Source organism: Actinoplanes sp. NPDC004185 (assembly GCF_053603475.1).
Window position 1 is genome coordinate 1 of the sequence record NZ_JBSGFR010000099.1, and the last position, 9,353, is coordinate 9,353.

Genomic DNA, 9,353 nt, shown 5'->3' on the forward strand with positions numbered 1-9,353 from the left:
CGGGCCAGCGCGTGCCGGGCCCGCTGCCCGCGGTGGCGGCGGGGCACCCCGGCGTAGAGCAGGCCGGTGGCGACGTTCTCGGCCGCGCTGAGGCCGTCGGTGAGGTGGAACTGCTGGAAGACGAAGCCGATCTCGCGGGCCCGCAGCGCCGACAGGTGCCGGTCGCTGAGCGTGGCCACGTCCTGCCCGGAGATCCGGACCGTGCCCGAGGTGGGGCGGTCGAGCGTACCGATGATGTTGAGCAAGGTCGATTTGCCCGACCCGGACGGGCCGACGATGGCCACCATCTCGCCCCGGGCGATGTCCAGGCTCACCCCGGCCAGGGCGGTCACGCCGCCGGGATAGCGCATGCCGGCGTCGCGGACGCGCAGCACCGGCTCGTCCGCGTCCGTCACGACGCGACCACCACGTCGGTCCCCGGGGCCAGGCCGTCGCCGCTGATCTCGACCCAGCCGTCGGCGAACATCCCGGTCTCGACGGCGACCAGTCCCTGCGGGCCCTGCACCGCGTAACCGCCCTCGGTCAGCGCGACCAGCGCCTCGACCGGCGCGGCCAGCACGTCCTCGACGGTCCGGCCGGCCACATTCACCTGGACGTCCGCCGAGTCCAGGTCGGCGAGGGCCTTCGGATCGTCGACGGTCACCGACACGGTCAGGGTCGGTGCGCCGTCGGCCACGCCACCCTCGGGGGCGGCCAGCGTGCGGCCGACCGAGGAGATCCGGGCCTTGACCGTACGGTCGTCGGGCAGGCTCACGGTCACGCGCTTGCCCCGTTCCAGGACGGCGGCGTCGGTGAGCTCGGCCGGCACGGTGATCACCTTGCGGGTGGAGGTGACCGACATCAGCGGGGCGTTCGCCGGGGAGCCGGGCTGCACGGCCAGCGAGTCGACCCGGACCGGGCCGGGCAGCACCTCGACGTCGCCGACCGCCACCTGCCCGGTGACCGGCAGGCCGCGGTCCTGCTGCCACTTCCTGATCGCCGCGATGAGCCCGGTGGTGAGGACGCTCTCCCCGGACTTGACCTGCACCCTCTTGGTCGCTTTGGGGGCAGTGCCCGCGGCGGGCGCGGGGGAGGACGGCGCCGGCTGGGTCACCCGCTCACCCGGCGCCGGCTGGTGGCCGATGCCGTACCCGAGCGCCCGCAGGTTGTCGGCGATGATCCGCACGTCCCGGCCGACCAGGTTGCCCCCGGCGACCGGCCGGTAGAGCGGCATCTTGCCGTAGAACAGGGTCACCGGCTTGTCGTCGGCGCGGAACAGCTGCTTGCCCCGCTTGATCGTGGCGCCGACGGCCGGCAGCCAGGTCACCGTCGCTTCGGTGTGCCCGGACAGTGGGCGCGGCGCCCCGAAGCCGATGCTGCCGTTCAGCTGCTTGGTGGTGGACAGGTCCCGGCGTTCCAGCTTGACCGTCTCGACCGCCGAGGGCGCCTGCGCCGCCGGCTTCCCGGACGCCCGGTGCCGGGTCAGCACGACCCCGGCGACGACCGCGAGCACCGCCACGACGAGGCCTCCGGCCAGCCATCTGACCGCGCCGCGGCGCCGCCGGGGCGGGTCCGGGACGAGGGGGATCACCTCGGTCGGGGAGTCAACCTTCGGATGCATGCCGACGAGCGTCGCCGGAGATCGTTAGGAAGCTGTCAGGTATGGCCGGGGACTCCGCCGCGCGTGCCCGGCGGGCCTATCATCGCCGCCATGCGTGCTCGGGTCCTGGTTGCCGATGACGATCCTCGCCAGGCCGAGGTCGTCCGCCGCTACCTGACCGCGGCCGGCCATGACGCGCACGTCGTGCACGACGGGCGGGCCGCGCTGGACGAGGCCCGGCGCCGGCGGCCCGACCTGGTGGTGCTCGACGTCATGATGCCCGGCCTGGACGGGCTGCACGTGTGCCGCACGCTGCGCGAGGAGTCCGACGTGCTGGTGCTGATGCTGACCGCCCGCACCACCGAGGACGACCTGCTGCTCGGCCTGGAGCTGGGCGCCGACGACTACCTCACCAAGCCGTACAGCCCCCGGGAGCTGATGGCCCGGGTGCGGACGCTGCTGCGGCGGGCGTCGCGGGGCGCCCCGGCACCGGCCGGTCCGGGGCTGCGCCGGATCGGCCGGATCGGCGTCGACCCGGCCCTGCACCAGGTCACGGTCGGCGACGAGCCGGTCGAGTGCACCCGCGGCGAGTTCGCCATCCTGGCCGCCATGTCCGAGCAGCCGGACCGCGTGTTCACCCGGGCCCAGCTGCTGCACCACACCCGCGGGATCGACCGCAGCTCCACCGAGCGCACCATCGACGTGCACGTGATGAACCTGCGCCGCAAGATCGAGAACGACCCGCAGCGGCCCACCCAGCTGATCACCGTCTACGGCGTCGGCTACCGGCTGTCCGCCGGCCCGGCGGCGACCGGATGAGCCGCGGCCGGGTGCCGCTGCGGCACAGCCTGGTGACCCGGCTGCTGGTCACCTCCGTGCTGATCGCGATCGCCGCGACCGCGGCGACGGCCTGGCTGGCCGCCAGCACCGCCACCCGGGCCATCCGGCAGGAGCAGGGCCGCTCGCTCACCGAGGACAAGGGCGTGTACGACATGCTCGTCGGTTACGCGGCCACCCACGCCGACTGGTCCGCGGCCCCGGCGCTGATCCGGGCCCGGGCGGACAAGCTGGGCCGCCGGATCACGTTGATGACCGCGGACCGGGTGGTGATCGCCGATTCGGGCCCGGGACCTTCGCTGGCCGGCGCCCGCCCGTCCGCCACCGTCGACCCGCTCAACCTCGACCTGGCCCTGACCGGCGGCAGCGAGCGCATCGACCAGCGGGCGGTCGGCCCGTTCCGGCTCCCCGCCACCGACCGGGCCCAACTGCGCAAGATCGCCGAGGACCAGCTCAGCTGCGTGCGGCGCATCGGCGCGGACGGCCGGATCGACGAGCTGCCGAACGGCCGGCCGCAGGTCACGGTGGCCGGCCCCGACAAGATCCTGTCGGCCTGCGCCACCGAGCTGCCGTCGCTGACCCGGGCCGAGGCCAAGCCGCTGGGCAAGCTGGGCGGCCTCGTCACCCGCTGCGCGGGCCCGCCGCCGGGTTACCAGCTCGGCGTGTGGCCCGACTTCTCGACGTACGTGGAGAAGGTCGACCCGGCCGACAGCGCGGCCACCGCGGTCAAGCCGTCGCTCAGCCCGCGGGAGCTGTTCGACCTGGGCAACACCAAGGCCACCGCGCGCATCCGCGGCTGCGTCGAGAAGTCCCGGCGGGCCATGCTGCGGACGTACGTCGCACCGCCCGCCCTGCTGTTCGTCACCGACCCGGACACCGGCTCCGACCGGACCCGCTTCACCCTGTCCCGGCAGAACACCATCCGGATCGTGACGACCACCGGCGGCGTCCTGCTCGCCACCATCCTCGTCACCGTGCTGGTCGGCCGCCGCCTGATCCGCCCGCTGCGGGCCCTCACCGACGCCGCCGACCGGCACACCCCGGCCCTGGTGTCCACCCAGGACGAGATCGGCCGGCTGGCCCGCGCGCTGAACGACTCGACCGAGCGCCGCGACCGGGCCGAGGCCCAGCGCCGGGCCATGGTCAGCGACGTGGCGCACGAGCTGCGGACCCCGCTGACCAACATCCGCAGCTGGCTCGAGGCCGCCCAGGACGACCTGGCCCCGACCGACGGGCAGCTGCTCGAGCTGCTGCACGAGGAGGCGGTGCTGCTGCAGCACATCATCGACGACCTGAGCGACCTGTCCGCGGCCGACGCCGGCACGCTGCGCATCCACCCCGAGCCGACATACGTCCGGGACGTGCTGGTCCAGGCGGTGGACAGCCAGCGCGCGCCCGCGCACGCGGCCGGCGTGCGGCTGGCCATGGAGGTGGACGGCGACCCGGTGGTGGCGGCCGATCCGGTACGGCTGCGGCAGATGGTCGGCAATCTGGTGTCCAACGGCATCCGCTACACCCCCCGCGGCGGGTCGGTCACGGTGGGCGCGCGGGGCTCGACGATCACCGTACGGGACACCGGCGTGGGCATCGCCGCGGAGAACCTGCCGAAGGTCTTCGACCGCTTCTGGCGCGCCGACGAGTCCCGCAGCCGGGCGACCGGCGGCAGCGGCCTGGGGCTGGCCATCGTGCGCAAGCTGGCCGACGCCCACGGCGGCACGGTCGAGGTGGACAGCGTCCCGGGCAGTGGTACGACCTTCACGATCACGCTGCCCTAGACCGGGTCACCAGGGCAGCACGCCGTTCTCGTCCTGGTAGGTGCCGGTCGGGCCGTCCGGGCCCAGCGTGGCGAAGCGCACCACGAAGGCGGCGCTCTCCGCCACCGGCCGGCCGATGCCGAAGTCCGCGGTCATGTCGGTCGCGGTGGTGCCGGGCTCGATGGCGTTGAACTTGATGCCCGGCTGCGCCTTCGCGTACTGGACGGTGAGCATGGTGGCTGCCGTCTTGGACGCGGAGTACAGCGCCAGCGGCAGCTGATGTTCCGGCCGTTCGGGATTGGTCACCGCCCAGAACGAACCCGCGCTGCTCGACACGGTGACCACGGTGGGGTTGGACGATCGGCGCAGCAGCGGCAGGGCCGCCTCGGTGACCCGGACGATGCCCACCGCGTTGGTGTCGAACGCCCGCAGTGCGGCCGGACCGTCCAGCGGATCGTTCGCGAGGATGCCCGCGTTGTGCACGAGGACGTCGAGCCGGCCCTCGGCCGCGTCGATCGTCGCCAGCGCGTCGCGTACCGAGGTGTCGTCGGTCACGTCGAGCTGCACGAACCGGGCGCCGAGCGTCGCCGCGGCCTTCTCGCCCCGCTCGGCGTCCCGCGCGCCGACGTAGACGACGTGGCCCAGCTCCAGCAGCTGCCTGGCCGTCTCGAAACCGATGCCCTTGTTGGCCCCGGTGATCAGGGTGATGGTCATGCCTGTGGTTCTCCTGTCGCGATGGGTGGCCCGGTCGGGCTGCGATCGACGGTAGGCACGGCCGCCCGGACCAGCCAGAGCCCTCTCGTGCCAGGGGAACGACAGGACCCCCTCTGCCGGCCCGGCCCGGATCTACGCTGGCCTGGTGAGCGAGACGACGAACCCCCTCGGTGCGTACCTGCGGGCCCGGCGCGAGCTGGTGACGCCCGAGCAGGCGGGCATCCCGGACGTCGGCGTACGGCGGGTGCCGGGGTTGCGGCGTGAGGAGGTCGCCATGCTGGCCGGCATCAGCGCCGACTACTACCTGCGGCTGGAACGGGGCCGCAACCGGCACCCCTCGATGCAGGTGCTCGAGTCGATCGCCCGCGTGCTGCACCTCGACGAGGACCACTTCGCGCACCTGCTGACGCTGGTCGCGGAGGTCTCCCGCCAGCAGCGGCGCCGCCCGCGCAAGGAGACCCCGCCGCCCGGGGCGCTCAAACTCATGGAATCGCTGGTCCAGCCGGCCTTCATCGAGGACCGGTACTTCGACATCCTGGCCTCGAACAGTCTGGCCCGGGCGCTGTCGCCCGGGCTGACCGTGGGCGGCAACCAGCTGCGGGACCTGTTCCTGGACCCGGCCGAGCAGGCCCTGCATCCGGAATGGGAGAACGTCACGGAATGCTTCGTCGCCAACCTGCGCCAGGCCGTGGGCAACGACGTCGCCGACCCGCGCTTCATCGAGCTCACCGGCGAGCTGTCCCTGGCCAGCCCCCGGTTCCGCCGGCTCTGGGCCCGCCACGAGGTACGCGGGCAGCGCGGCACGCCGATCCGGATGAACCACCCCCAGCTCGGCGAGCTGACCCTCAACCGGGAACGGCTGGCCATCGCCGGCACCGACGCCTTGATGCTGGTCGTCTACCACCCGGACGCCGGTTCCAGCGACGCGGAGAAGCTGGCGCTGCTGGCCTCCGCGGATCTGCCCACCTCGGACGCCCAGCGGGCGGAACGCGCCACAGCTCACGAGCCTCGTCGCCGGCCTTGAGACTCGCCGCCCAAGTCTCCACCGGTGGTTCAACGATACGATTCATGGGCATGGCAACGAACACCGACATCGTGACCGGGGACTTCGACCTGGCGATGGACGAGCTACGCGTCGTGGCGCGTTACGTGGTCCAGCACGCCGAGGACGTCCTGCCGGTCTTCGAGGACGCTGTCCCCGGCGACCTCCGCCCGCGGGCGGCCATCGAGGCGACCTGGGCGTTCATCAACGGCGCCCGCCGGACGAAGTGGCAGCGCGCTGCTTCCGTCGACGCTCACCGAGCCGCCCGTACCGCGCCGTCGGAGGAAGCGCGGCTGGCCGCGCGGTGCGCCGGCGACGCCGCGTCGGCCGCGTACCTGCACCCCATCGCCCAGGCCGGCCAGGTCGGCCACATCCTGCGGGCGGCCGCGAGCGCCGCACGCATCGGGGAGCTGGCCGCCGGCGACGATCCCGCGGCCGGCAGCGCTTTGCTGGCACGGTCCCGGGATCGGGCGGCACCGGCGCTGATCGGCGTTCTCCGGCGCTACCCACCCGCGACCGGCGGCCGGAGCCGCGTCGCCCAGCTGATGAGCGCCCTGGACCGGTCCCTGCGCCAGGACGAGGGGCGGGCCGCGTGATCCTGCCGAAGATCCGTGACCCCCGCTTCGTGACGATCCGCCGGGGCGGGACCCTCACCGACGCCGACCACCGGCTGCTCGCGCTGTGGGCCGCCGCGTGCGCGGAGCACGTCCTGCCGTTCTTCGAGGCGGACCGGCCCGGGGACCCGCGACCGCGCCAGGCGATCGAGCACGCCAGGGCCTGGGTGCGCGGCGAGGTCAAGATGATGCAGGCCCGTGCGGCGGGCGGCCACGCGATGGGAGCGGCTCGGGACCTGACAGGTGCGGCCCGGCATGCCGCCTACGCTGCCGGCCAGGCCGCCGTCGTCGCCCACGTCGCCGCGCACGAGCTAGGCGCGGCCGCGTACGCGATCAAGGCGGCCCGGACGGCCGCACCGGCAGACGAGAGCGAAGCCGCCGGCCGGCGGGAGTGCCGGTGGCAACGCGATCAGCTCCCGGAGGCGATCCGCGAGCTGGTCGTCGACGACCAGCGCCTGCGCAACGACATCTGCTGGTCGGCCTTCGACTGCTGAGCTCGCTCGCGGGTCGCGCCTGCCGTTCGCGACATCCGGACCGGCGGCAGCACTAGTCGCCCCGGCCGGAACCGATGATCACGAAGGTGCGGTCCGGCGCCGGGCGCAGCATGGTGAGCCGGACCTCGCGGGGCCACCAGCGCGTCGGCTCCCGCCAGGCGCACTCCACGATCGGGGCCCGCGGATCGTCGGCACAGTCGCCGAGCTGCTCCCAGTGATCGAGCTGGGTGGCGACGATCATCCGCGCCTGCAGCCATGGAGAATCCGGCGGCATCGTGTAGGTGCGCACGGTCGCCGCCCCGCGGTCGTTGCGCAGGCCCGAGGCGATGATGCCGGCGCGGTCGAGGACGGCCTGCTCGTATCCCGCGGACTCCACCACGGCCCCGGCGGGCGGGGAGATGGTGTGCGGGACGCCGGCGGCCTTCCACCGTACGAGAGCAAGCGCGCCCAGGGCGAGCACGACGACCAGCAGGACTCCCGCGAGGGCGGCGCCCAGACGCCGTCGACCGATCCGCACAGCCGGAGCCTAGGCGACCCGCGCCACGCCGGCTGATCCGCTTCTTGTCGTACCCCGCCGCTAGCCTGCGGACAGTTCTCATGGGGGAGGCGTGGATCAACGTGGGTGATGTTCCGGCGTTCGTGCGGCGGCACCGGTTCGTGCGGCGGGGCAGTGTGGATGTCCCGCCGTTCGTGTGCGACGTGAAGGGCGGCGAGGCGGCCGAGCAGCGCATGGCCGCGGAGCGCGCATCGGTGCTGGCGATCCTCGACGAGCCGGGGACGCCCCGGCCGCTCGCCGCGGCGGCCCGGGCCTGGCTCGACGGCGACCCGGACGTGACCCCGCTGGGCGCGGCCGGAGCCCTCACCGCCCTGAGCATCCGTGTGCAGTATCCGGAGGACCGCGGGGAGATCCTCACGCCGTTCGCCGATCTCTGGATCTCCCGCCACGGCGTGCTCTTCGCCGCGCGGGCAGCGGTCGAGCAGGCATTGCTGGGCGTCCAGGAGGGCCGGCGCGTCAACCCGGCGACCTATGGCGCCCTGTCCCTCGCCCCGGTCGCGCTCGACGAGGCCGCCCATCGCGGCCCGCAACGACAGATCCTGCTCCGGGTCCGGGCCGCGATCGCCGTGGCGACCGATGACGAATACGCGGAGCTCGTCGAGGCGCTGCGGCCGTACCGCGACCGGCACTGGAGTGCGGCTGTCGCCACCTCCGTCCTGTTGCCGGCAGAGCGCGACTGGGTCGAGCAGGATGTGCGGGCGGTCCTGGCGAGGGGCGCCCCGAAGCCGGAGGTGGCCGCGCTCCTGCTGCTCGCCGCGGGCACGCCGGAGCAAGCGCAGGCTCTGGCCCCCCACCTCGACAACTGGTGGTCGCTGCCGATGTCCGCGGTGCTGGCCACTCTCGCCGACGGGCTCGGGCCGGGCGCGGCCGGGGCCGTGCTGGTCTGGTTCGACGTCCCGTACCTGACCGCCGAATCCCAGCAGCGGATGCTCTCGGTCCTGACCGAGATGGACGACGACGCGGTTTTCGACGAGCTGCTCGCCCGGCTCGACCGCAAGTACGTGCCCGCGGCGGTGCTCGAAGCGGCCGCGCGTTTCCCGGCCCGGGCGATGCGGCTGTTGGCCGAGGCCGGTTCACCGATGCTGCGCGCCCACGTGCTCGGGCACCTCGAACTCGTGGACGAGGTCCTGCCCTCGCTCGGGCCCGCGGCCGCGGAACGGGTGCTCAGCGTGGCCGCCGACGCTGCCGCTGTCTCGTACGCGCCGCTCGCAGCCGTCCCGCCGGTGCTGGCGAGTCCACCGTGGCGGCATCGCTCCAAGCCGGCCAAACCGGTCGTGATCGCGGACCTGAGCTGCGACGATCCCGCGACCGTGGAGTGGCGCGACGGTGAACGCGACCGGTGGCTCGCCACGCCGGGCGACTGGGGACAGCCCTGGATCACCTGGGAGGAGGCCGCCCGTTGCGTGGCGTCGGGCTCGAACGTCTGGTTCGCGCCGATGCTGTTCACCGGCGGCCCCGAGGAACTGGTCCGGCCCCTGCTGCCGACGTGGCAGCCGGAACGGGCCGCCGTCCTGGGCGACTGGGTGAAGGTGGCCGCCGCCCGGTTCGGGCTCGACGCCTTGCCGCTCGTGCACGGCGCGGCCGAGCGGTCGCCCGCGCTGACCGACACGCTGCTGCCGTACTCGTCACCGGCGATCGCCGTGTTCATGGCCGATCGCTACACGCGCGTGAAGAGCGCCCGGCCGGCGGCGCTCACCTGGCTGGTGCGGCACGCCGAGGCCGCCGCCCGGGCGCTGGTCCCGGCCGCGCTCGGCAAGGCGGGC

9 protein-coding genes and 1 pseudogene are annotated in these 9,353 nt (G+C 73.9%); 6 read left to right on the top strand and 4 right to left on the bottom strand.

The window, feature by feature from the left end; all coding sequences use genetic code 11:
- A partial coding sequence (locus ACWEOZ_RS43665) for an ABC transporter ATP-binding protein (RefSeq protein WP_451916572.1) occupies positions 1-350 on the bottom strand: 350 nt, incomplete at its 3' end.
- Between the two features lie 41 nt (positions 351-391).
- On the bottom strand, positions 392-1,600 hold the full coding sequence (locus ACWEOZ_RS43670; protein WP_451916564.1) for an efflux RND transporter periplasmic adaptor subunit: 1,209 nt from the start codon (positions 1,598-1,600) through the stop codon (positions 392-394).
- Between the two features lie 90 nt (positions 1,601-1,690).
- Here ACWEOZ_RS43670 and ACWEOZ_RS43675 point away from each other — a divergent pair, with 90 nt between their 5' ends.
- Complete coding sequence (locus ACWEOZ_RS43675) at positions 1,691-2,398, top strand: response regulator transcription factor (RefSeq protein WP_451916565.1); 708 nt, start codon at positions 1,691-1,693, stop codon at positions 2,396-2,398.
- Positions 2,395-4,191 carry a sensor histidine kinase gene (locus ACWEOZ_RS43680; protein WP_451916566.1) on the top strand — a complete coding sequence of 599 codons (1,797 nt, stop codon included), beginning with the start codon at positions 2,395-2,397 and terminating at the stop codon, positions 4,189-4,191. Before ACWEOZ_RS43675 ends, ACWEOZ_RS43680 begins: the two co-directional genes overlap by 4 nt.
- A 6-nt stretch (positions 4,192-4,197) precedes the next feature.
- Here the strand turns inward: ACWEOZ_RS43680 and ACWEOZ_RS43685 are convergent, their stop codons facing one another.
- On the bottom strand, positions 4,198-4,884 hold the full coding sequence (locus ACWEOZ_RS43685) for an SDR family NAD(P)-dependent oxidoreductase (RefSeq protein WP_451916567.1): 687 nt from the start codon (positions 4,882-4,884) through the stop codon (positions 4,198-4,200).
- A 145-nt stretch (positions 4,885-5,029) separates the two neighbouring features.
- Between ACWEOZ_RS43685 and ACWEOZ_RS43690 the strand changes: the two genes are divergently transcribed.
- From ACWEOZ_RS43690 to ACWEOZ_RS43700, 3 genes are read left to right on the top strand one after another with little or no spacing between them, the layout of a single operon-like run.
- Positions 5,030-5,908, top strand: a complete 879-nt coding sequence (locus ACWEOZ_RS43690) for a helix-turn-helix domain-containing protein (RefSeq protein ID WP_451916568.1) — start codon at positions 5,030-5,032, stop codon at positions 5,906-5,908.
- A 50-nt stretch (positions 5,909-5,958) separates the two neighbouring features.
- On the top strand, positions 5,959-6,522 hold the full coding sequence (locus tag ACWEOZ_RS43695; protein ID WP_451916569.1) for a putative immunity protein: 564 nt from the start codon (positions 5,959-5,961) through the stop codon (positions 6,520-6,522).
- Positions 6,519-7,034 (top strand): putative immunity protein, encoded by a 516-nt coding sequence (locus ACWEOZ_RS43700; protein ID WP_451916570.1) that lies wholly within the window; start codon positions 6,519-6,521, stop codon positions 7,032-7,034. Before ACWEOZ_RS43695 ends, ACWEOZ_RS43700 begins: the two co-directional genes overlap by 4 nt.
- Positions 7,035-7,086: 52 nt before the next feature.
- Here ACWEOZ_RS43700 and ACWEOZ_RS43705 read toward each other — a convergent pair whose 3' ends face one another.
- Positions 7,087-7,551 (bottom strand): hypothetical protein, encoded by a 465-nt coding sequence (locus tag ACWEOZ_RS43705; RefSeq protein WP_451916571.1) that lies wholly within the window; start codon positions 7,549-7,551, stop codon positions 7,087-7,089.
- 80 nt (positions 7,552-7,631) lie between these two features.
- Here ACWEOZ_RS43705 and ACWEOZ_RS43710 point away from each other — a divergent pair.
- A pseudogene (locus tag ACWEOZ_RS43710) lies at positions 7,632-9,353 on the top strand (DUF4132 domain-containing protein); the annotation flags it as partial.